Source organism: Terribacillus saccharophilus, assembly GCF_046592895.1.
Lineage (GTDB): Bacteria > Bacillota > Bacilli > Bacillales > Amphibacillaceae > Terribacillus > Terribacillus saccharophilus_D.
The window spans coordinates 148982-170964 of record NZ_JAWVPU010000004.1 but is presented as its reverse complement, the minus strand read 5'-3'; the positions used below and the strand labels follow the sequence as shown (position 1 = coordinate 170964).

The window sequence follows — 21983 nt, the reverse complement described above, 5'->3', positions numbered from 1 at the left end:
ATGCAAGCGAACAAATGTGCGCATCCGTTTTCCTTTCATCAGCGGAACATGGTAGAATAAGAGTACTAGTTTGGAAGACAGGAGTGAAAGTTAGAATGGGTGTACGTTTTATCATCGGACGGTCCGGGTCGGGAAAAACCCGCAAAAGTCTCGAGGAAATAGCGGCTAAATTGAAAAATGATCCGATGGGACCGAATATCTTTTATCTGGTTCCCGATCAGATGACCTTCCAGCAGGAGCAGGCACTCATACGGCAGACCGGTGTGGAAGGCAGTATCCGTGCCCAAGTATATAGTCTCTCGCGGCTGGCATGGTATATCCTGCAGGAAACTGGCGGTGCGACCAAGCAGTTCATCACCTCGACAGGTATTCAGATGATGCTTCGGAAAATCACGGAAGAACGCAAATCCGACTGGAATGTCTTCCAGAAAGCGATCGAGAAAAATGGCTTCATGGGTCAGCTTGAGAGCATGATCACAGAGCTGAAGCGTTATCGTGTGACGCCAGAGCTCCTTCATGCCCAGATACAGGAGATGGAGCAGTTCCAAAAGCAGCATTCCCCGGAACGGACGCTCCGGGATAAACTGGAGGATATCAGTTATATTTATGATCGTTTGACGGCGCTATTGCGTGAAAAATATCTGGACAGTGAGGATCAACTGCATGTATTGGCATCCAAAATACCATTCTCGCAGTCTGTCAAAGGATCGGAAATCTATCTGGATGGATTCCATCAATTCACGCCGCAGGAGTTGGAAGTGATTGGTGCGCTGATGACAGAAGCAGAACAAGTTACCGTGACATTGACGTTGGATGCGGCCAATCGCATGGATGTTGACGAGCTCGATTTATTCGCGCGGACGCATGATACATTTCTGCAAATCAAACAGACGGCCCAGGAGCGCAATGTGCCGATCACTTCTGTCGAGCAGCTAAGCCCTGAGGATGGACGTTTCGGTCATAATCCTGCTTTCCTTCATTTGGAGAAGCACTTGGAAACTCGTCCGGCGCCATCATTGAAGCAAGAAGTGCCGATTACGTTGGCGCAGGCTGTCCATCCAAGAGCAGAAGTGGAAGGAGTCGCGCAGGAAATCGTCACGCTTGTGCGGGAGAAGGGCTATCGCTATCAGGATATCGCACTGCTGCTGAGGCAGGCGGATGTCTACCACGAACTGATCGAAACCGTGTTTGCAGATTACCATATCCCTGTTTTCATCGATCAGAAGAAACCGATGATTCACCATCCGCTGTTGGAATTGATTCGTTCCGGCATGGAAGTTGTCGATGGAAATTGGCGGTATGAAGCTGTATTCCGAGTTTTGAAGACTGGGCTCATCCCAGCAAGTGACGACGTGTATCCTTTGACAGAGGAAGCGATAGACGAATTGGAGAACTATTGCCTGGAATATGGCATTCGCTCCAGGGACCGCTGGCTGCAAAAAGAAGATTGGATTTTTCAGCGCTTCCGCGGCTTTGATACGACGCGGCAGACGGATAAGGAATTAGAGGCACAAAAGCGGATCAATCATTATCGCCGACAGGTAGCCGAGGCGATGAAGAAATTTGACCGTAAGCTTCGGGAAGGCAAAACATTCCGTGAACGATCGATTGCAGTTTATGAGTGGCTGGAACAGCTGAAAGTACCGCAGCGACTGGAGGAAATGCAAGTCATTTTCGATGAGCGCGGTGAATTGGAAAGAGCGAGGGAGCAAGACCAGGTCTGGGATGCTGTGCTGCAGCAATTGGATGAAGCCGTTGAAATAGTCGGCAGTGAGCGCGTTTCCCTGCAAGTTTTCCGCCATACGATGGAGACAGGTTTTGAATCGCTGGAATTCGCCCATATTCCGCCTAGTCTCGATCAGGTGATTGTCGGTACCATCGACCACAGTAAAGTGAGCGGTCTGAAGTGTGCCTTCTTACTTGGTGTCAATGAAGGTGTGTGGCCGATGAAACCGAAACCAGATGGACTCATCAGTGAAGAAGACCGGGAAGTGCTGGCAGTGTACGGCTTGCAGCTTGCAGCTGGAACGAAACGGCAGCTGCTGGATGAGAGCTTTTATATGTATCTTGCTTTCACGGCAGCTAGTGAGCGGCTTTGGGTGAGTTATCCGATCAGTGATCAAGAAGGAAAGGCGAAGATGGCTTCTTCGCTTGTGCAGCGGATGAAAGATTTATTCGATTGGTGCTGCGATGAGCGGATGCTCCAGGATCCGGAAGACAGTCTGGATACAGCTAGATTTGTTGCGACGATCGATCAGTCCCGGTCGGCGCTGACGACCCAGCTTGCCCGCAAGATGCGGCAATATCCAGCACATCCGGTCTGGGACAGTGTGCTGAACTGGTTCATTCGTCATGAGGGCAGGAATGAATTGACAGGGCGGATCCTGCAGAGTCTCTTCTACCAAAATGAAACGGAAGACTTGGCAGAAGAAACGAAGGAACGATTATTCCCGAAAAAAGTAAAAGCAAGTGTATCCCGTTTGGAAACATATTACCGATGCTCGTATCAGCATTTTGCCAAATACAGCCTCGGACTGGAGAATAGACGGACGTATAAGCTGGATGCTCCTGACATTGGACAGCTTTTCCACGAAGCGTTGAAGCAAATCACCGATTGGGTGCAGATGGAAGGCAGGAATTATGCTCAGCTGAATAAGGATGACGCAGCCGGTTATGCCAAACGGGCAATGGGGAACTTGGCACCAGTCTTGCAGAATCAGATTCTCCACAGCTCTAATCGTTTCAAGTATATTCAGCAAAAGCTTCAGGAAATCATCGCGCGTGCTGCTTACACATTGAGTGAGCAGGCAAGGCAGAGTCACTTTTCCCCAGTCGGACTGGAACTCGATTTCGGAGAAGACAAAACACTGCCTCCGATCGAGATCACGTTGCCAAACGGATATGATGTGCAGCTGAGAGGGCGGATCGACCGTGTTGACAAGGCGATCGATCAGGAAGAGCTGTTCCTGCGGATAATCGATTATAAATCCAGCAGCAAAGCTTTGAATCTTACGGAAGTATATTACGGTCTCGCCCTTCAGATGCTCGCTTATTTGGATGTTGTCCTTTCTCACTCAGAAGAGTGGCTCGGTCTCAAGGCGACACCAGCCGGGGTATTGTACTTCCACGTACACAATCCGCTGATTTCGCAATCCAGCAGATCACAGGTAGATATAGAGGAAGAGATTTTCAAGAAATTCAAGATGCAAGGCATGCTGCTCGAGCAAGAATCGGTAGCTCGTATGATGGATACTTCACTGGATACGGGCATGAGTAAAATCATTCCGGCAGGTCTGAAGAAAGATGGCGGCTTCCGGTCCGGATCCCAGACGGCAGACCAAGATACGTTCCGCGCATTGCAGCAGCATACTAGATTTTTGATGGAGCAAGCAGGCCTGGATATAACGAATGGCGGTGTGCATTTGAATCCATATCGCCATCATGATCAGAGTGCATGCACATTCTGTGATTTTAAATCGGTTTGCCAGTTCGATGCATCACTGGCCGGGAATAAATATCGTGCAATCAAAGATATGAAGGATGATGAAGTGTTGACTAACATCAAAAAGGAGGTGGAACGACATGGTGAAGTGGACTAAGGAACAGCAGCTGGCGATTGATGCAAAAGGTCGCGATATCCTGGTTGCAGCAGCTGCTGGATCAGGTAAGACGGCTGTCCTAGTTGAACGGATCATACAAAAGCTTGTGAATCAGGAGGATCCGGTGGATATCGACCAGCTGCTTGTCGTGACATTCACGAATGCAGCAGCACAGGAGATGCGCAGCAGGATTGGGGCGGCGCTTGAGAAAGCTTTGGAAGCCAATCCTTCCTCCCAGCATCTGCGCAAGCAGTTATCACTATTGCAAAATGCATCCATATCCACGCTTCACTCGTTCTGCCTGGATGTTGTGCGAAAATATGCGTATATGCTTGATTTGGATCCGGGCTTCCGGATTGCAGATGATTTGGAAGCGGATTTGATACGCCAAGAAGTGATTGGGGATTTGCTGGAAGAATGGTATGGCAAAGAAGGCGAAGAGCAAGCTGCTTTCTTTGGTGTGGTCGATCGTTTCAGCAATGATCGCAATGACTTGGAAGTGGAAGATCTTATATTGAAATTATATGATTTTGCCACCCAGAATCCATATCCGGAAGCTTGGCTGGATCAAATGGCGGAGTTGTATAATGTTTCGGATGTGAAAGATGAAAACGACCTTCCGTGGCTGCAAGTGTTGAAGCGGGAAGCAAGCGACCAGCTACAGGCAATGATGCAGGAAGCAGACCAGGCACTTGCGCTGACACGGGAGCCTGATGGTCCATATCATTACGCAGAAACCTTCGAAACCGAAAGAGAATTCATCGCAAAAGCAATCACACTCGTTCAAGGCAGCTGGAATGAGGCTGTCAGCTTCATCAAAGAACAGTCGTTTGGCAGACTTTCCGGTAAAAAAGTGGAATGTGATGAAACGAAGAAAGCACGGGCAAAAGCGCTGCGTGATTCATATAAGAAGAGATGGGGAAAGCTTGCTGGGGACTGGTTTGCCCGGAAACTGGAAGTATATCTGAATGATATGCTCGAATTATATCCATCGATCCAGCAGCTGGCTTTGCTGGTCAAGCAATTCCGCAGCCGCTATCAAGTGGAAAAGCGGGAACGGGCGTTGGTCGATTTCTCGGATTTGGAACATTTTTGTCTGGAAGTATTGATTGGGGAAAACAGCACACCCGATCAGATCATTCCTTCGAGTATTGCCCAAAGCTATCAAAACAAGTTCAAAGAATTGCTTCTGGATGAGTATCAGGATACAAACCTTGTGCAGGAGACGCTTGTTACATTGCTGTCCGATCGCAGCGGCAGCGGGAATATGTTCATGGTCGGAGATGTCAAACAAAGCATATATCGTTTCCGGCATGCTGAACCAACGTTGTTCCTGAATAAATACAAAGCATTTTCCGATGATGATAATCCTGGAATGCGTATCGATTTGGCCAGCAACTTCCGCAGCCGGCAGCAGGTGCTCGAGGGAGCAAACTACATCTTCCGTCAGCTGTTTTCAGAAGATGTCGGGGAGATGCGATATGAGAAGGAAGCAGAGCTTATTTACGCAAATAAGATGTATGATGATCTGGACCATACGAATCCCGACGTCGAGCTGGTGATCATCAATCGCGACGGGACAGAAGAAACAGAAGAAGCGGATACAGACACAGAAATGGTCGAGGACTTGGAGAAAGCTCAGCTGGAAGGGCGTGCCTACGCCAAGATGATTCAGCAATGGATCGGTCATGATGGTCATGGGCCGATGCAGGTGGTCGATAAATCCACACAGCAGCAACGTGATATCCAATATCGGGATATTGTCATCCTGCTGCGTTCGATGACTTGGGCGCCGAGCATCATGGAAGAGCTGAAACAGCAGAATATTCCTGTTTATGCAGAGCTTTCGACAGGTTATTTGGAAGCCATCGAAATCAAAGTGATGATGAGTGTGCTGAAAATCATCGATAATCCATTGCAAGATATTCCGTTCGCAGCTGTGCTTCGTTCGCCGATCATCGGCTTGAAAGAAGATGACCTTGCCAAAATCAGATTGACCGACCAGCGGAGCAGCTATTATGAAGCCGCCCGGTCGTATGCGAAAATCACCGATGATGACATAGCCATCAAAATAGAGCGACTGCTGGAATGGCTGCGTTCCTGGAGGATGGAAGCAAGACAAGGAGCATTATCGGCGTTGATCTGGAGCATCATGCGTGAAACTGGCTACTATGATTTCGTGGGCGGCATACCTGGCGGCAGACAGCGTCAAGCGAATTTGCGCGCACTGTATGACCGAGCACGAAATTATGAAAATACGTCCTTCCGCGGCTTATTCCGGTTCGTGAAGTTCATCGAACGGATGGAAGAGCGCGGTGATGATCTTGGTGCGGCGAAGGCTTTGGGTGAGCAGGAAGATGTCGTTCGGATCATGACGATCCATAAAAGTAAGGGACTCGAATTCCCGGTCGTCATCACAGGTGCGATGGATAAAAATTTCAACCAGCAAGATCTAAGGCAGCGCTACTTATTGCATAAAGATCTTGGCTTTGGCAGTAAATATATCGATCCCAAGAAACGGCTTATGTATCCTACTTTGATTTATCATGCCTTGAAAGCAGAAAAACAACGTGAATCACTTGCCGAAGAGATGCGGGTGCTGTATGTTGCTTTGACGCGCGCAAAGGAAAAACTGGTCATGGTAGGCAATGTCGCTTCACTGGAGAAGAAAATGCAAAAGTGGCAGCAAATTGCGGATCACCCGGATTGGGTGTTGCCCTCTCATTTCAGATTGGAAGCAACTTCGTATTTGGACTGGGTAGCACCAGCTTTATTGAGGCATGAACAAGCGACAGAGCTCAGGCAAGCAAATCTCTCTTTACAACTGCCGGCAGAAATTACGTCCGATAGTTCCAGATGGCGGATTTCCTTGAAGGAAAGCAAAGATTTTTTGACGCTGAGTGAGCAAGAGGAAGAAGCCAATCAAGAGCTGCTGGAGCGCATTGCCGACTGGAAGCCTGGTGAAGAAGATATGAGCTGGAAGGAAGAAGTGGAGAACCGCCTTACTTATCATTACCCCCATATAGAAGCTACAAGGTTCCGGGCTAAGCAGACGGTGACCGAAATCAAGCGGCAACGGGAAATCCGGGATAGCTATAGTGACAGCAGAGTGATGAATCGCATCCAGCAAAGAGCACCCATTGCCAGCAGACCTCGTTTCCTGCAGGAAGCGAAGGAGCTGACACCAGCCGAACGCGGCAGTGCAGTGCATGCTGTCATGCAGCAGCTTGATATCCGGAAAGAATGGGATAAAGATAAGCTTGAAGAATTTTTGCAAGAGCTAGTCGATAAAGAATTTCTGCAGCAAGAAGCGACAGCAGTGATAGATGTGGAACGGGTACTCGATTTCCTTGCTTCTCCCGTAGCGGAACGGATGCGTCAGGCAGTGCGTTTCTACCGGGAAACACCTTTCACATTAGCATTGCCTGCCAACGAAATATACAATGATTGGACAGGTGCAGCTTCTGATAAAGTGGTTGTACAGGGAGTGATCGATCAAATCATCGTGGAAGAAGATGGACTTGTGCTGCTTGATTATAAAACCGACACTCTCTACGGAGACGATCCTATCAGAAGAGCTGAAATTCTGACAGAGAAATACCGCGTGCAAATCGAATTATATGCAAAAGCGATTGAGCGAATTTGGAAAAAGCCGGTCAAAGAGAAGTATCTCTATTTCTTCGATAAAGGATTTTTACGGCAAGTATAAGAAAACAAAGGAGACAGCGCGAATGCTGTCTCCTTTTTAATGTACTTGCAGATGCTTTTCCAGTTCGTAATAATCCATGTCATGGTCGGTGACTTCTGCCAGTCGTTTCAAATAACCCAGGAGCTGAAGCCGATCTGCTCGGTAAAAAGCGGTTTGCGGAATATGCATTATGGTATCATGAGCGAACTCCCAGATGATCGAGTGGTTTTTCTTGGATACAGAATCTGTCATCCGGATGAAAATCTGGATCATTTCCAATATCAAAAGATAATCTTTTTGCGTGTAATGGCGTATTCGACCAAATCCTTCATGCAAATAAGTAGAGAAAGTCACGCTGTTATATACAACTCTTGTCTGTTCGTCTTCATCCTGTAAATATGGATGTAATGTTGTCGATGCATCCATATTGATCATCAAATCAGCCATTTGATGGAACGTATTGATGGCGGAATTTGGGTCATCATTTCCAATTGATTTGATGGCAATTTCACTAAGCTTATTCATGCTCATATCAACGTCTTGAATTTCGGAGCGTTTATGTCCAGTCTGGATCAATTTGTTATATTTCTCAATTTGCAGATCTTGTGCGCCTGGACCGCGATAACTGAATAAACGATTGCCTTTCAGGACAAAATCCCCTGCTTTTGCATCCAGTTTTACAACAACATTGTCTTCCTTGGCTTGTTTGATCATATCCACAAAATTAATCAGCTGGATATAACCTGAACTCGAAGCTTTATAGGTATACCCAGGATAATCCTCAAACGTATAACCCGGTTCATCACAGCGATATGGCTCCAATTCATCGATCAGCGTAGATTGGATGATTCTTTCGGATTCACTTTTCATTGCGTCCACGACATTGTGCATTTGCATCCAAGTAGTCGTGTGATTCACAAATACAGCAAAAGCGATGACGGCTGCCAAGGTGACAAGTGTACTGGAAATCGGTACAGCTGTGAAATAATCCCTTGAGCTATTCGTTACGAACAAGAAAGAAACGAGCATGAAAACAAAGCTTCCGTAAAAAAGCCCGAGAATATGCTGTGTTGTCCGGTCGGAAATGAAGTTAAAGAGCATACGTGGTGAATATTCGGAACTGAAGCTGGTCAAAGCAACCAATATGGAGTTCAAGGTATAAGCTGCCAAGAGCAGGGTGCCGCTGACGAGCGCACTTACAAGGGTGCTGGTGTTTGAAGCGGAAGCATTGAAGAATCCATTTGCCATGGTTGGTAAGTTGAAATATAGATCCAATGATAAAGGAATCGCAACCAGTACAAGTGTCGCCAAGATGTATATCGTTGGCATCATCCAAAGATTCATTTGTGCCTCATGTTTACGCTGTCTACGTGTCATATGTAGATATTTTCTGATAGATCGCGGAAAAAGTTTGATTAGCATGGTGGACGCCTTTCTATTATGTATTATCATAAGATTTTACCCTGTATAAAGACAAGGCAAACCCTTGTCCTTCTGAGGAATACCGGGCTGGCAGGACGGGTAGAGTAAGAGCAGGAAGGAGTGGTACTGTGGCTGATATAAAACAAGAAGAAGGACGATTTTATCTTGGGGAAAGCGAAATGCCGGACGCCGAGGTAACATTCAGGGAATCGGATGATATTGTCATCGAGCATACGATGGTAGTCGAAGATAAACAAGGGTCCGGTATCGGGACGGATCTGATAGATCACGTTGTTGCATATGCGAAGGAACAGGGCAAGAAGATAGTTCCGGTATGTACATTTGCCCATGAAATCCTGAGTTCGGATAAGAAATATGAAGGCGTATGGGAAGGACCATTATAAAGAAGAGTGACTCGCACTATACGAGTCACTCTTCTTTTAATTATTGATATATTTTTCGTATACAGCACCGAAATCATGTGTGTGATACTTGCTTTTTGTAGTGGAGAGCCATTCGAAACCGAATTCTGTCAGCTTCCGGTATGTCTCATCCAAAGTCCCGTCTGTATAACGGGATTGTTCGAGGATGGCAGCAGCTTTATCCAAGCTAGTGTGCGCCATGTCCGTATATAAGCTATTTTCATAGTTTATCTCTGCAATGCGGAGCAATGCTTTGTACAAATCCTTCAGCTGATCGATTTGATCTTTTTTGACGTCGATGCTGATCACTTGATCGTCGATGGAGAATTTTATTTCGATATCCAAATCGACTTTTCCGGCAGTTTCCAAATACACATTGCTGATGCGATGCTGCATATAAGGATATCGGCGCAGTGTACGCTTGGAGGAAACTGCGCTGTCACCGTCCACATGAATGATGGAAAGGTTCGTAAAGCAATATTCATCTTGTCTTGTTTTGATTAGAAAGTAGATTTTTTCGTTATCTTCATTCATCACATAATCATCAGCGTCTGTCTTGTCATAGTCTTTGGGGGAAATGATTGTGCCAATGTCGGAAAGGCCTAAAGCATCGGAAGCAAATTTTTTAAACATAATTTAACCCTTTCTGCTATGTAGCTTGTGATATACTAATTTTAGCAATTTTTACAGACATCATCCATATTTATTTTGTAAAGGATGCATCTGAATTTAATGAAAGGCGGTTGGGAAATGGAAAATGACTTGAGACATATGCCGCAGACACAGCGGCTTCATTGGATCGATGCAGCAAGAGGACTGGCCATACTCGGTATTTTCATGGTGAATGCGCCCACCTTCGGATCTCCGTACTTCATGCCTGGTTATGATTCGCCGGTATGGACTTCGCAGCTGGATCAGTTTCTGATGGGGATGATAGATATCTTCTTCCAGGCAAGCTTCTATACGCTGTTTTCCATCTTGTTCGGTTTCGGCATGCAGCTCATATTCGACAGTCGAAAGCGCAAAGGCGTAAAACCGGGCTGGTTTCTGAGCAGAAGGATGCTTGTGCTGCTCGGACTCGGAGCGATCCATGCCTTCTTGATATGGTATGGTGATATTCTTTTTACATATGCGATTCTTGGATTGGTGCTGATACCTTTTCTTTATACACCGAGATGGGTTTTGCTGATGATGATTCCGCTTTTATTGATTCCTGGAATCCTCTTCAGCATGCTGACCATATTGGGTGCGTCACTCATGGGCCTGGATATGGAAGAGCTGATTTTCAGTATGATGGACATACCGAATAAGATGGCTGTCTATGGAAATGGCACGCTTGCAGAAGTTCTGCAGCAAAACATGTCGGAATGGGCAGCGAACGGAGGCATCACCGGTATCATAAGCGGTATCTTCATGCTGCTGCCATACATGCTGTTTGGTGCCTATCTTGCACGTGTGAAGCTGTTTCATGATCCAGTGGCCAATCGGCGCAAACTGGTGTGGTTCACTGTGATTACCGGACTTCTTTTCCTTCTATTCAAGGCCGGACCATATTTGATCGGAGTACCGCTTTGGCTGACTATCATCCAAGATTCGATTGGAGGACCAGCAAGTGCAATGTTTTATCTATCAGTCATAACACTTGTGTCACATCTTCCGGTATTCAGCTGGATTGCAAGGCAGCTGAGTTATGTCGGCCGCATGTCGCTGTCCAACTATCTCTTCCAATCTATCTTGATGTTCCTCCTATTTTATGGAGTCGGATTTGGACTTTATGGACAATTAACCTTGCTTGGTTTTGTCGGCTTTGTTGTAGGTGTGTTCATACTCCAAATCATCTTCAGCCGCATCTGGTTCCGCTTCTTCACATTCGGGCCAGTTGAATGGCTATGGCGTATATTGACATACGGCAAAATCCAGCCGCTGCGGAGAAAAAATATCGAACGTGTGTCTTGATGCCGAAATAAAGGGAATCATGGTATGATGGACGGGAACTAATACATAAGGAGGCACATCATGGACGGAATGATACTTACACACATTATCGGCTGGGGTCTTGGTCTTGTACTCTTTTTCGTCGCACTAGTGCTATATAGCGAGAAAAAGAAAAAGCAAGCAACCATGCCACATATGATCCTGCGGCTGGATTATCTGCTGATCTTGTACACTGGATTTGTCCTTTTATGGAGATATTTTGACGAAGGTGGTTCTGCTTTCACTGTCCAAGCAATCATCAAAGGTGTTGCCGGACTGGTCGTCGTTGTCTGCATGGAGATGATTCTTGTAAAAATGAAAAAAGAGAAGTCGGCAAAGATTTGGTGGATCATCTTCTTGATAGCACTGGTTGTGACATTGCTGCTGGGCTTTGGTATCCTGCCGATGGGATTCCTGCCGTAAACCTGCCTGTTTGGCAGGTTTTTTTCTTTTGCTCACGTTTAGCGCTGCTTTTCATATGTTGTAGAAGTAACGGCTTGAATATGACATAGGCGAGTAAAGGAGTAGAGCGGGCATATGTGCGGTATTACCGGGTGGGTTAATTTTAAACGCAATCTGTTACAGGAGAAGCCTGTAATCCAGAAGATGGCGCAGACACTTTCGAAACGGGGTCCGGATGAGTATAACGATTGGGGCGCATCACATGTCCTGTTCGGTCACCGACGTCTGATTGTAGTGGATGCTGCTGGGGGCAAACAGCCGATGCAGCACAGCGATGAACGAGGGACTTATACATTGGTATACAATGGAGAACTGTATAACACGGAAGATATCCGGGATGAACTGAAACAGCGGGGCTGGTCTTTCAAAGGGCATTCCGACACAGAGGTATTGCTGAAGAGCTACATCGAATGGAAAGAAGCATGTGTCGAGAAGTTCAATGGGATTTTCGCATTTGCCATTTGGCATGACGAGACGGAAACACTCTTTTTTGCAAGAGACAGACTGGGCGTAAAACCGCTCTTTTTTATGGAACAAGATGGCGGGCTGCTGATTGGCTCGGAGCTAAAAGCAATCCTTGCTCATCCAGAAGTGGAGGCGGTGCTTGATAAGGAAGGCGTATCCGAAATTTTGGCTCTCGGTCCATCCAGGACTCCTGGGCATGGCGTTTTCAAAGGAATAAAGGAATTACGTGCAGGTCATATCGGGAGATTCGATCGCAATGGCTTGAAGCTGACACGTTATTGGAATGTTGAAAGCAAAGAGCACACTGATTCGATAGAAGAAACTGCGGCGAAAGTAAGGGAGCTGCTATCGGATGCAGTCATCCGTCAGCTCGTTTCGGATGTGCCGCTTGGCACTTTCTTATCAGGCGGAGTCGACTCCAGTGCAATAACGGCAATTGCTGCGAATCATTATAAAGAGACAGGCAAAGGGCCGCTTTCGACGTTCTCGATTGATTTTGACGGAAACGATACATTCTTCAAAAAGAGCGATTTTCAGCCGGCGAGCGATCAGACATTCGTCAAGAAAATGCAAAAGGCATTCGGCACGAACCATCAAACGCATGTGATGGATAATATGCTGCTTGCTGCATCACTCAAAGAAGCAGCTATCCTGCGGGATTTGCCTGGTATGGCAGATGTGGATGCCTCGTTGTTCTGGTTTTGCGAACGAATCAAAGAAAACGTGACAGTTGCGTTGTCCGGGGAATGTGCAGATGAAATTTTTGGCGGATATCCCTGGTTTTATCGAGAGGATGATTTAAATCGTGAAGGGTTTCCTTGGATCCGCTCTGCAGAGGTCCGTAACGGTCTTTTGAAAAAAGAATGGCAGCATGACCTTGATTTGCATGGTTATATGCTGGACAGATATCAGCAGACAATCGATGAAACGCCGTTGCTGCCGGGAGAAGAAGCGGAAGCAGCGAAACGCCGGCAAATGTTCTATCTGAATATGCACTGGTTCATGCCAACATTGCTGGATCGAAAAGACCGCATGAGCATGGGTGCAAGCTTTGAGGCACGTGTTCCTTTCAGCGATCATCGTCTAGTGGAGTATGTGTGGAATATACCATGGGAAATCAAGACGTATGGCAATAAAGAAAAAGGTATTCTTCGCAAAGCGCTGGAAGGAATCCTGCCGGACGAAGTTTTGTACAGAAAGAAAAGTCCGTATCCAAAGACGCATAATCCTGTATACACAGCCGCAGTCGTCAAGTGGATGGAAGAAATACTGCGGGATGATGATGCGCGGTTATTCGACTTGTTCGATCGCCAGTCCATCACGGCACTTGTCAAAAGCAAAGGGCAGGATGTGACTGCACCATGGTTCGGCCAATTGATGACAGGGCCGCAGTTGCTTGCCCACTTAGGCCAAATCGATTTTTGGCTGAAGCATCATGATGTTAAGATACGAGTATGATTTACGGAGCTGACTATGGCTCCTTGCATACAAAACTATTTTCATTCCGATGAATTTCGGCTATAATGATTCGCAGGCTTTGCGCAGAATAGCTTTCAGCCGTTCTGCGCAAGCTTTTTAATGTATGGGACTTATAAGGAGGTACATAATTGTTCTATTTCGAAGTGAAACGTATTGTGGTCGTCATATTCGGTGCCTTGCTAAATGCGGTGGCGCTGAACTTCTTCCTGATACCAGCGAGTGTATACGGCAGCGGCTTTACAGGGGCTGCGCAGCTTTTATTCGACTTCTTCTCACAAGTGCTGGGTATCACGTCCATAGGTACAGGAATCTGGCTTTTCATATTGAATGTTCCAGTGGCTATTTTAGGCTGGATGAAGGTAGGGAAAGGCTTTACTATATATAGCCTCTTTTCGGTAGCGTGTATGACTGTGATGCTGGAGCTGCTCCCGATTCATGCATTATCGGACGATATCATCCTGAATGCAGTATTCGGTGGCGTGATCGCTGGTGTCGGAGTCGGACTGACGCTGAAATGGGGAGCTTCCACGGGTGGTATGGATATCGTGGTCATGATATTATCCCGTTTGAAAGACAGACCGGTTGGCACGTACTTTTTGCTGCTGAACGGCGTGATCATCCTGTTGGCTGGTATACTCAATGAACCGGCGAATGCATTGTATACGCTAGTTACATTGTATGTTTCGACTCGAGTGATCGATGCGATCCACACACGTTATGAGAAAGTGACAGCCATGATCGTCACCACCAAGTCGGACGAGCTGTCAAAAGCGATCTATAATAAAATGGTGCGTGGAATCACAATCATCCCCGTCAAAGGCGGATACACACAGCAAGATAAAAATATGCTGATGCTTGTCATTACTCGTTATGAATTATACGATCTGGAACATATCATCAAGGAAGTGGATTCATCCGCTTTCATGAATGTTGTCGAAACGGCAGGTATATACGGATTCTTCCGTAAAGATAAATAAAAGCTGAGGAGCAAAGTGTGCTCCTCAGCTTTTTTAATAGCCTGCTTCTTCCATGACAGCGACGACTTTCGCGGAAAGCTCGTCCCAATCTGCATTTGGAAGTTTATTGATAGTAATGAAATTTTGAAAGCCGAATACATTATCGACACCTTCAACTGTCATCAGCTGGTTCATGATGTCGTATTCGCTTGTTTGTCCGGGCATGACAGAAACACTGCCATTACCTTCAAAGATAAGTTTATCGGTAGTGTATTTCTTAGCGTTCGGATTTGGGGTATTCTCAATTCTTATACTCATGCTTGACCTCCTAGCGTCCATACTTATCCCTATCATAGCAGATAGGGAACGATTAAAAAAGCGAAAATGACTTGCTAAGTTTGTTGAAAGCAGGGTAATGAGAAGCAAGGAGGAATCGTGATGATATTTCGTGCAGTGGTCTTAGGCAGTCTGGCTGGTCTGATATTGTCAGGTTGGATGTTTCTTTGGCAGCAGATGACTGGTATTGGAATATACACTTTATTGATGAACGTCGATTTCATTCCAATAGTCAATCAAGTGGAATGGAATGGAGTCATGCTCAATCTTTTCCATCTTGTTATTTCCTGGGCAATTGTTTGGATTTATCTTTTGTTTATCCATAAAAGCAGCTGGAACAAGTGGATGCTTGGCTTAGCGTTGAGTAGTGGTGCTGCTTGTGTTTATTTCCCATTATCCCTGCTCGCTGTTCAGGATGTTCCTGGGATCGATGATTGGCTGGCAATCTGCATTTGGTATGCAGGACATATACTGTATGGCATTTCAGTGGTGAAACTGACAGATTTATTTTATAATAGTAAATTTTGAGGGATGGGCAGATGCCATTTCGTAATATGGTATAATCAACCTGCAATCTTAGCTATTACACCATGTTAAGTGCAATAAAGATAGAGGTGTGAGGATTGAAGAAATACCAAGTGATTTTCAAAGAGAGATTAAATGAAAGTTTTGCGATGTTCAAGCAGCAGGAAACGATCCTTAAAGGAGATCTGTATCAGCTTGTACATCAAATCAAGGGAACAGGAGCTTCAATCGGGCTGCATGCGCTGTCGGTAATAGCAGAAACCCAACTGAACCGCCTAATCGACATTAACGAAGAACGGCTGCCGAAACATATTTGGCTGCCGATAATAGATGAAATCGAAACGGAACTGCAGCAGCAGGCCAAGCTCCCGCCTCTTCCAAAAGAGCTGATCAGGCAAGAGCCTATACTGCTCATTTCCAGTGATAATGATTGGCTGATGCGGGCACGGGATAGTATTGAAAAAGCTGGACTTCAAGTCATCGTGGCAGCTGATAAAGAACGGGCTGTGGCACATCTTTATGATGCCCATCCTCTCATTACGCTGATCGATGGCAATTGGAGGGAACATATCACGAAAGAAGATGCCGTTTATGTGCAGCAGAAGATGTTCTCATTCATCATGTTCATCGGCGGGAAACTGGATGATGATGAAAAACGCCGTTACTGGCGCAACGGCATCACAGACATCATTGAGGATCCGGAAGTTGATGATTTGGTGATTGAACTCATTTTCAATCGCTTAAGTCTTTTGGATACGATGAAACAGCGCGTGATGATCGATCCTTTGACTCATGTCTATAACCGATCCTTTTTGGCTGGATTCCCAGCTGGACGGGTGTCGGAACTTTCGTGTGCGGTACTTGATATCGATAACTTCAAACAAGTGAACGATACATATGGTCATGCAAGCGGGGACATCGTCCTTCGGAACTTTGCGGGTTATTTGAAAAACGCGGTACGCGAAGAAGATTATGTGATCCGTTATGGCGGCGAGGAATTCCTTTTGCTGATGCCGGATATTACAGCGGGAATGGCTGCAACCCGACTGCGCGGGATACTCGATGGCTATCGGCACCAGCCGCAAGAATTGGCGCAAACGACCATCTACACTTCTTTCACAGCGGGAGTGGCATCAAAGGAAAACGAAGAACATCTTGTGCTGGACCAATTGATAGAACAAGCAGACCAAGCGCTTTACTTTGGAAAGCGCAATGGGAAGCAGCAAGTGAATGTATTTGATTCCAACTGTCACCTTGATGAAGGAGACCCATATAAGTCTCTCTATCTATCTGTCGTCGATGATGATAAAATCATCCGCTCCTTGCTTCATGAAAATCTGGAAGGGCTGCAAATGGAGGGATACCGAACCCAGTTAAGAACGTTTGCAACAGGAAAATCATTGCTGGAATCAGATTGGATCAGACAAGCTGGCAAGCATATCGTATTGCTGGATGGCGTGATGCCGGATATGGATGGATTGGAAGTACTGACCGAACTGCGTACATATCCGAATGAAAAGAACCTGTTCGTGATGATGCTGACAGGGAGACAGGATAACCAGGATGTGGTAAAGGCTTTAGAGCTTGGTGCTGATGATTATATGACCAAGCCATTCCATGTCGATGAAGTGGCAGCCAGGATCAAGCGGCTGACACTCCGCACGTAAGAGGAGGATGAAAATGGCTAAAATCTTAGTGGCTGATGATGAAGAAGTTCTACGGATGCTCATAACAGATACGTTGGAAGACGAAGGATATATGATTGAAAACGCAGTTGACGGAAAGGATGCATTGGATAAGATGCAGACGGGCGGTTATGATTTGGTGATCCTGGATAATATGATGCCCGGTATGACAGGTATCGAGGTTGCGCAGTCCCTGTCAGCAGAATGGAAGCAAAAGCATCCAATCATCATGCTGACAGCAAAGACGCAGCAATCCGATATCGAGGAAACGAAAAAAGCAGGCATTTCCTATTATATGGCTAAACCGTTCAGTCCGGCGCAGCTGATATTGCTGGTAGAGGATATTCTCGATGCCTAATTATTTTCGTAAATCGATCAAACGGCAGTTCTTGTATATTCTTTTCTTTGTTCTGCTGGCGACGATGCTTGGTATAGCGGCATTCTTTTATATGCACAATACCGCGAATAAAAATTATGAAGAAGATCGGGATATATTAGTCGAAAAGCGCACCGTCCTGCAGAATATCAAGACCGATCTCAGCGATATGGCCTTACATATGCGCGGATTTGCTTTGTATTCCAATGAGCAGGAAAGACAGAGTGCAGAGGATGCACACGCTGGCTTGGAGGAAAATCTGACAAAGCTTGAGGATTTTGATCTATCCCTGCAGGAAAAAGAAAATCTATCGCATCTTAAGCGTTTCGAGGATCTGTATTGGAATACGTATTATCCGCAGCTGATTCAAGCCATGCAACTGGATAACTTCGAGCAAGCGGCACAAGAGGCATCCAATGAAAGAATCGCAGAGACCAATGAGGCTTTGGGCCTGACAGAAGACTTAAGGCAAAGTAATGAGGACGCTGTAACCGATTTGCATAATCAATTCATGGCAGACAATAACCGGGAATCATTTATGCTGTTATTGTTCGTCCTGCTCATATTCGGTGTTCTGTTATTCTTCAACCGCCAGTTCACACGCAATATCGGCAAGCCTTTATATGACTTATCCGTTGCTACTTATGATGTGGCGCAAGGAAAGGATGTCACGATCGCTCCTCTTGACCGCAAGGATGAAATTGGTATTCTATCGGATGCTTTTGGCGATATGACCAAACGGATACGAAACCGGGAACAAAATCTTTCCGAGAAAAACAATCGTTTGACAAAACAGCAAGAACAGCTGGAAAGCTATGTCAATGATTTGCGTAACTTGAACTGGGCGCTGAATGAATCCTCCATGGTGATCGTCCTGGATAACAAAGGCACCATCAAACATGCCAATGCGAATTTCAGTTCCATATCCCAGTATCCTGAGAAAGAGCTGATCGGCAGGAATTTGCTCAGTATCACATCCAATGAAGACAATGTAATGGAAATTCATCAAGCTTTCCCGGAGCTATTCAAGGGGCAGGCTTGGAGCGGGACTTTGGAGCATGTGAAAAAAGATGGGACATGCTGCTGGGTTCACGCAACAATCGTACCTTATCTGAATGAAGAGCAAGTGATGGAACAGCTGATTGTAATCGAACAAGACATCACCCGGATTGTGGAATCCGAGCGCAAGCTTCGTGACTCTTTGCGCGAGACGGAGGAAACGAAGCAGGGCATCGAGCGGATGAACCGGATGAATAATACATTATCCGTCACGATGGAAAGACAAGCACTTCTGGATACGGTCATAAAAGAATTGGCTGTCCTTTATCGATACGACTATGGTGTCATCTTCATGACGGATTCATCGGAATGGGCTGCAATCGGTTTGACGAAGCAACTCGAAGAACCAGTAACGAAACATTTCGAGACGATAATCAGTCGTCTCAAGGAATCGCCTGAACCGTTTGTCCTCGAAAGACAAGCTGAAAAAGGTGAAGCAGGGTACCGCGGGAACGCGACTTGTGAGGATTTGCATATTCCGGTTCACAATTCGGCGGGTGAACTGGTTGCAGTCTTCGTTGCCACCCGATTCCAGCATCCATTCCGCGATGCCGAGCAGAAAGAACTGAGCTGGATACTGAAGCGACTCAGTCTTTTCCTGGACAAGATTGCATCCTATGAGCTGACGGAATACAACAGACAGTTGAATCAGGATATCATCGATAATGTCAATGAAGGGATTCAATTTGTCAGCACCAGTGGAGAACTTCTGCAGTACAATGCCAATTGGCAGGTATATTTGCAGCTGGATGCAGTGAATTCCAGGCGCAATGCTTGCAATGAATATGCATCTTGGATGGACTATACCAAAGTCAATATCGAAAATAAGGAAGAATACGAAGCTTACATCAAACAAGCAGTTTTCGAAAAGGAGCAACCCGAGGGCGGATTGCGGCTGCGTGTCAGCGGTATGCAGAATAAAGTGCTGCTGCTCTACCATGTTTCGATTAAGCGCCAAGATGATAAGATCGGAACATTGTTCGTGTATCGCGATATCACTGCGGAATACGAAGTGGATCAAATGAAATCCAATCTGGTCAGCACGGTAAGCCATGAATTAAGAACTCCACTGGCCAGTGTACTAGGCTATACAGAGCTTATGATCAACCGGGAACTGAAGCCAGAGCGTCAAGCCAGATATTTGCAGACCATCCATCAGGAAGCAACGAGACTGACCAACCTGATCAATGATTTCCTGGACCTGCAGCGCATGGAGGCTGGAAAACAGGAATATGTGAAAGAGCAACAGAGGTTCACACCAATCATGGAACAGGTGATCGAGAACTTCCAGGCAACGGCTGGAAAACATAATCTGGTACTACAGCAAAATAGTAAGTATGATTGCGTAGAGGTAGATCGTGACAAAATGATACAAGTACTCACGAATTTACTCAGCAATGCGATCAAATTTTCCCCGGAAGGCGGGGATGTGGTCATTTCCGTCCAGCAGCAGGACCAACATCTTTACGTCCATATTTCCGATGAAGGAATCGGTATCGCTGACCAAGAGCTTGGAAGGCTGTTTCAGAAATTCAATCGACTCGACAACTCCAGCAGCCGTAAAATCGGGGGAACTGGATTGGGTCTGGCCATTTGCAAAGAGATCATCGAGGCGCATAACGGAAAAATCACGGTCCGATCCGCTGAAGGGGAGGGCAGTGTCTTTACTGTCGTGCTGCCATTGGTTGAGACGGATAAGCATGTCGCACCAGATGATGTTTCCGGTCGGCAGATCATTTTATTGGAAGATGATCGCAGTTTGGCACTTCTACTCGAGGATGAACTGAAGGATGCTGGATTTGCGGTAAGCCGCTTCATTTCCGGTGAGACGCTTATCAAACAGCTGCAGCATGTAAAACCTGCAGCGTTCGTTGTCGATTTGATGCTTGGGGAAGGTGTGGATGGCTGGGATGTCATCCATAAAATCAAACAGCATGAAGAGCTGCAAGATGTTCCGATTTTCATTTCCAGTGCCATTCAGGAAGTGGAAAAGGCAAAGCAGTATCAAATCAATCATTATCTGATCAAACCATATCCACCGAATAAGCTGTCGACTGTCATTTTGCAGTCCATTCTCCAGCATGGAAATAAAGGTATCATCGCCTTTAAAAAAGAATAGCGAATAGTAAAGGAGCAGACCCCGATGGGATCTGCTCCTTTTTGTTACTGGTCAAGCTTCTGCTGGAAATCTTCCAACTGCTGCTTTTCTTCACCAGTCGCATCGTTGAATGCGGATTGGATGGCTTCCTGCGCTGCTGCAGAGTCATCCTGGCTTGGCTTATTCGTCAAGCCTTGTACTTTTTGTTTGGCTCTTTCGAAGAAGTTTTCCATCCTAAAACCCTCCATTATGGCTTTCTGATTGCTGCTTCTTCACAGTATCGCTGTAGCGTTCCCGATAGACGAAAACATCGTCATGCTGCCTGACCGATTGCGCTCCTTGATTTGTGAACCGTTTGGATTTACTTCTCTTGCTCATCCGTTACCCCTCCGAACGTCTTAAGAAGTAAAAGCATAACCGGCTTTACCCGATTACGCTTTTATTTTGCTCCTTGTACAAAGGAATTATGTTTTGAAAAAATTGTTAATTTGCCGGAACTTCCAATTTAAGATAAGAGTTCAGGAAGGTAGCAATGCCATCCTCCATATTCGTTCCTGTCGTATGGTTGGCAATTTCTTTTAGCGGCCCGATTGCATTGCCCATCGCAACGCCAGCTCCTGCGTACTCAATCATCTCCAAATCATTATCTTCGTCACCGAAGGCGATGATATTTTGCTGCGGAATACCATAGTAATGAGAAATTTTCTGTAATCCGATGGCTTTGCTGAGTCCTTTGCGGATGATCTCTATGATATGGTATGGTGCTCCCCAGCGGCGATGCTCGATTATTTCTGCATGCTCTTTCTCGAGCGTCTCCCGAATCGATGCAACCTGGTTTTCATGCGGATAAATAAGTATGGAAGTGGGATCGACCTGCAGCGCTTGAGTCAAGCTCCCGACTTTGATCGGATCCTCTTCTTCTTCCAAGTGGAACAAATCCAATAAATGCTGGTCAAAGCGATCGATATATACATCGTCCATCACTTCAGCAATGATATTTTTGACATCCAGTTTATTGCAGGTATCCACAATCTTACGTGCAGTACGGACTGGCATCGGGGAGTGGATTGCATCCCATTTCTTGTCATCAGGATGATGGATGAGCGCCCCATTGAAATTCACCATTGGTGTAGTGAGTCCGAGTTCCCGGTAATAAGCCAAGGAAGCGCGATGAGGTCTGCCTGTGGCAATGACGACAACATGGCCCTCATGTATCGCTGCCGCTATCGCTTCTTTGTTTTTTTCCGAGATATGTTTATCATCTGTCAAAAGTGTTCCATCCAAATCAAGTGCTATCAAATGCTTTTCCATTTATTATCACCTCTGTATTGTACATTATAGTGTATCCAACTCATCTTAATCTGTAAAGAAATCGTCAAGACGAAGGAGTATCGATTTACAAAAGCAGGCGGAACATACTAAGATGAAGCAGTAGGT

At 46.0% G+C, this 21983-nt stretch carries 17 protein-coding genes; 11 read left to right on the top strand and 6 right to left on the bottom strand.

All coding sequences use genetic code 11. From position 1 onward, the window contains the following. Positions 1-95 precede the first annotated feature (95 nt). The gene (gene addB / locus SFC66_RS13645) at positions 96-3599 is read left to right on the top strand and encodes a helicase-exonuclease AddAB subunit AddB (protein ID WP_411219287.1); all 3504 of its coding nucleotides are present in this window, start codon (positions 96-98) and stop codon (positions 3597-3599) included. Next, on the top strand, positions 3583-7308 hold the full coding sequence (gene addA, locus SFC66_RS13640; protein ID WP_411219286.1) for a helicase-exonuclease AddAB subunit AddA: 3726 nt from the start codon (positions 3583-3585) through the stop codon (positions 7306-7308). The genes addB and addA overlap by 17 nt, the downstream gene beginning before the upstream one ends. Before the next feature lie 36 nt (positions 7309-7344). On the opposite strand, the gene SFC66_RS13635 is transcribed toward addA, so the two are convergent. Further along, positions 7345-8664 (bottom strand): DUF2254 domain-containing protein, encoded by a 1320-nt coding sequence (locus SFC66_RS13635; protein WP_411219285.1) that lies wholly within the window; start codon positions 8662-8664, stop codon positions 7345-7347. A gap of 173 nt (positions 8665-8837) precedes the next feature. Between SFC66_RS13635 and SFC66_RS13630 the strand changes: the two genes are divergently transcribed. Continuing rightward, a complete protein-coding gene (locus SFC66_RS13630) occupies positions 8838-9113 on the top strand; it encodes a GNAT family N-acetyltransferase (RefSeq protein ID WP_411219284.1) in 276 nt (91 codons plus the stop codon). A gap of 36 nt (positions 9114-9149) precedes the next feature. Here SFC66_RS13630 and SFC66_RS13625 read toward each other — a convergent pair whose 3' ends face one another. Beyond that, the gene (locus SFC66_RS13625) at positions 9150-9764 is read right to left on the bottom strand and encodes a PH domain-containing protein (RefSeq protein ID WP_411219283.1); all 615 of its coding nucleotides are present in this window, start codon (positions 9762-9764) and stop codon (positions 9150-9152) included. 117 nt (positions 9765-9881) lie between these two features. On the opposite strand from SFC66_RS13625, the gene SFC66_RS13620 reads away from it, so the two are divergent. The 4 genes from SFC66_RS13620 (at position 9882) to SFC66_RS13605 (ending at position 14488) form a co-directional block, all read left to right on the top strand. Beyond that, positions 9882-11087, top strand: a complete 1206-nt coding sequence (locus tag SFC66_RS13620) for a DUF418 domain-containing protein (RefSeq protein WP_411219282.1) — start codon at positions 9882-9884, stop codon at positions 11085-11087. A gap of 60 nt (positions 11088-11147) precedes the next feature. Beyond that, positions 11148-11528 carry a YisL family protein gene (locus tag SFC66_RS13615; RefSeq protein ID WP_411219281.1) on the top strand — a complete coding sequence of 127 codons (381 nt, stop codon included), beginning with the start codon at positions 11148-11150 and terminating at the stop codon, positions 11526-11528. A gap of 114 nt (positions 11529-11642) precedes the next feature. Then, positions 11643-13490, top strand: a complete 1848-nt coding sequence (asnB, locus tag SFC66_RS13610) for an asparagine synthase (glutamine-hydrolyzing) (protein ID WP_411219280.1) — start codon at positions 11643-11645, stop codon at positions 13488-13490. 149 nt (positions 13491-13639) lie between these two features. Further along, entirely contained in the window at positions 13640-14488 is an 849-nt protein-coding gene (locus SFC66_RS13605; RefSeq protein ID WP_411219279.1) for a YitT family protein, read from the top strand. 33 nt (positions 14489-14521) lie between these two features. Here SFC66_RS13605 and SFC66_RS13600 read toward each other — a convergent pair whose 3' ends face one another. Further along, positions 14522-14785 (bottom strand): NifU N-terminal domain-containing protein, encoded by a 264-nt coding sequence (locus SFC66_RS13600; protein ID WP_411219278.1) that lies wholly within the window; start codon positions 14783-14785, stop codon positions 14522-14524. A gap of 120 nt (positions 14786-14905) precedes the next feature. On the opposite strand from SFC66_RS13600, the gene SFC66_RS13595 reads away from it, so the two are divergent. The 4 genes from SFC66_RS13595 to SFC66_RS13580 all read left to right on the top strand — a co-directional run bounded on the left by SFC66_RS13595 (position 14906) and on the right by SFC66_RS13580 (position 20567). After that, entirely contained in the window at positions 14906-15331 is a 426-nt protein-coding gene (locus tag SFC66_RS13595) for a hypothetical protein (protein WP_411219277.1), read from the top strand. A 95-nt stretch (positions 15332-15426) separates the two neighbouring features. Beyond that, a complete protein-coding gene (locus tag SFC66_RS13590) occupies positions 15427-16995 on the top strand; it encodes a diguanylate cyclase (RefSeq protein ID WP_411219276.1) in 1569 nt (522 codons plus the stop codon). A gap of 13 nt (positions 16996-17008) precedes the next feature. Continuing rightward, positions 17009-17371 (top strand): response regulator transcription factor, encoded by a 363-nt coding sequence (locus tag SFC66_RS13585; RefSeq protein ID WP_411219275.1) that lies wholly within the window; start codon positions 17009-17011, stop codon positions 17369-17371. Beyond that, positions 17364-20567 (top strand): ATP-binding protein, encoded by a 3204-nt coding sequence (locus SFC66_RS13580; protein WP_411219274.1) that lies wholly within the window; start codon positions 17364-17366, stop codon positions 20565-20567. Before SFC66_RS13585 ends, SFC66_RS13580 begins: the two co-directional genes overlap by 8 nt. Positions 20568-20611: 44 nt before the next feature. Here SFC66_RS13580 and SFC66_RS13575 read toward each other — a convergent pair whose 3' ends face one another. The 3 genes from SFC66_RS13575 to SFC66_RS13565 form a co-directional block, all read right to left on the bottom strand. Next, positions 20612-20779: a DUF3813 family protein gene (locus SFC66_RS13575; protein ID WP_411219273.1), complete on the bottom strand. Its 168-nt coding sequence runs from the start codon at positions 20777-20779 to the stop codon at positions 20612-20614. A gap of 1 nt (position 20780) precedes the next feature. After that, entirely contained in the window at positions 20781-20924 is a 144-nt protein-coding gene (locus tag SFC66_RS13570) for a hypothetical protein (RefSeq protein WP_411219272.1), read from the bottom strand. A 105-nt stretch (positions 20925-21029) separates the two neighbouring features. Beyond that, positions 21030-21857, bottom strand: a complete 828-nt coding sequence (locus SFC66_RS13565; protein ID WP_411219271.1) for a Cof-type HAD-IIB family hydrolase — start codon at positions 21855-21857, stop codon at positions 21030-21032. Positions 21858-21983 lie beyond the last annotated feature (126 nt).

Coding starts and splice junctions, on each gene's coding strand:
- addB (WP_411219287.1), top strand. CDS start 96: ATGGGTGTACGTTTTATCATCGGACGGTCCGGGTCGGGAAAAACCCGC.
- addA (WP_411219286.1), top strand. CDS start 3,583: ATGGTGAAGTGGACTAAGGAACAGCAGCTGGCGATTGATGCAAAAGGT.
- SFC66_RS13635 (WP_411219285.1), bottom strand. CDS start 8,664: ATGACACGTAGACAGCGTAAACATGAGGCACAAATGAATCTTTGGATG.
- SFC66_RS13625 (WP_411219283.1), bottom strand. CDS start 9,764: ATGTTTAAAAAATTTGCTTCCGATGCTTTAGGCCTTTCCGACATTGGC.
- SFC66_RS13620 (WP_411219282.1), top strand. CDS start 9,882: ATGGAAAATGACTTGAGACATATGCCGCAGACACAGCGGCTTCATTGG.
- SFC66_RS13615 (WP_411219281.1), top strand. CDS start 11,148: ATGGACGGAATGATACTTACACACATTATCGGCTGGGGTCTTGGTCTT.
- asnB (WP_411219280.1), top strand. CDS start 11,643: ATGTGCGGTATTACCGGGTGGGTTAATTTTAAACGCAATCTGTTACAG.
- SFC66_RS13600 (WP_411219278.1), bottom strand. CDS start 14,785: ATGAGTATAAGAATTGAGAATACCCCAAATCCGAACGCTAAGAAATAC.
- SFC66_RS13595 (WP_411219277.1), top strand. CDS start 14,906: ATGATATTTCGTGCAGTGGTCTTAGGCAGTCTGGCTGGTCTGATATTG.
- SFC66_RS13585 (WP_411219275.1), top strand. CDS start 17,009: ATGGCTAAAATCTTAGTGGCTGATGATGAAGAAGTTCTACGGATGCTC.
- SFC66_RS13580 (WP_411219274.1), top strand. CDS start 17,364: ATGCCTAATTATTTTCGTAAATCGATCAAACGGCAGTTCTTGTATATT.
- SFC66_RS13575 (WP_411219273.1), bottom strand. CDS start 20,779: ATGGAAAACTTCTTCGAAAGAGCCAAACAAAAAGTACAAGGCTTGACG.
- SFC66_RS13570 (WP_411219272.1), bottom strand. CDS start 20,924: ATGAGCAAGAGAAGTAAATCCAAACGGTTCACAAATCAAGGAGCGCAA.
- SFC66_RS13565 (WP_411219271.1), bottom strand. CDS start 21,857: ATGGAAAAGCATTTGATAGCACTTGATTTGGATGGAACACTTTTGACA.